Here is a 416-nt window from a genome sequence, read left to right as displayed (position 1 = left end):
GCGGCCTTGGCTGGGTTTACTATAAATGGAACAAAGTACTCCTTGCAAAGGGTTCTACAACTAGCCAGATTGTCCGACGAAATATTTGGAAGTGGCTCCATCTCGGTAACGATAAAACCGACATGCTTTACGGCCTGATGCTCTACCAGGCAAAGAAACTTGCTGAGGCAGGCGTTCTTAAAATGCATATTTTTCTCGCCTGGTGGGATCCCATTAACTTCCAGCCACAACATTGGGAAAAATGGACGAGTGATCAGAAAATAACTTTTGATGGCATCGCCATACAAGTGATTCGATTGGCTGCAAAAGAGGTATCCAAACTCCCGAATGTTACACCCGAAGTTGCCGACCGGACGCTCGGCTGGATAGATACAGCACTCACGCACGAACCTGACAACCTCTGGCTCATTTACTAC

General features: G+C 47.1%; 1 protein-coding gene. It reads left to right on the top strand.

The window, feature by feature from the left end; all coding sequences use genetic code 11:
• Positions 1-122: 122 nt before the first annotated feature.
• Positions 123-416: hypothetical protein (locus H6A60_RS12705; protein WP_205105212.1), on the top strand; the 294-nt coding region annotated here is incomplete at its 3' end.

This window comes from Sutterella massiliensis (assembly GCF_016899755.1).
GTDB classification, from domain to species: domain Bacteria; phylum Pseudomonadota; class Gammaproteobacteria; order Burkholderiales; family Burkholderiaceae_F; genus Sutterella; species Sutterella massiliensis.
This window is presented reverse-complemented; position numbering and strand designations above follow the sequence as displayed.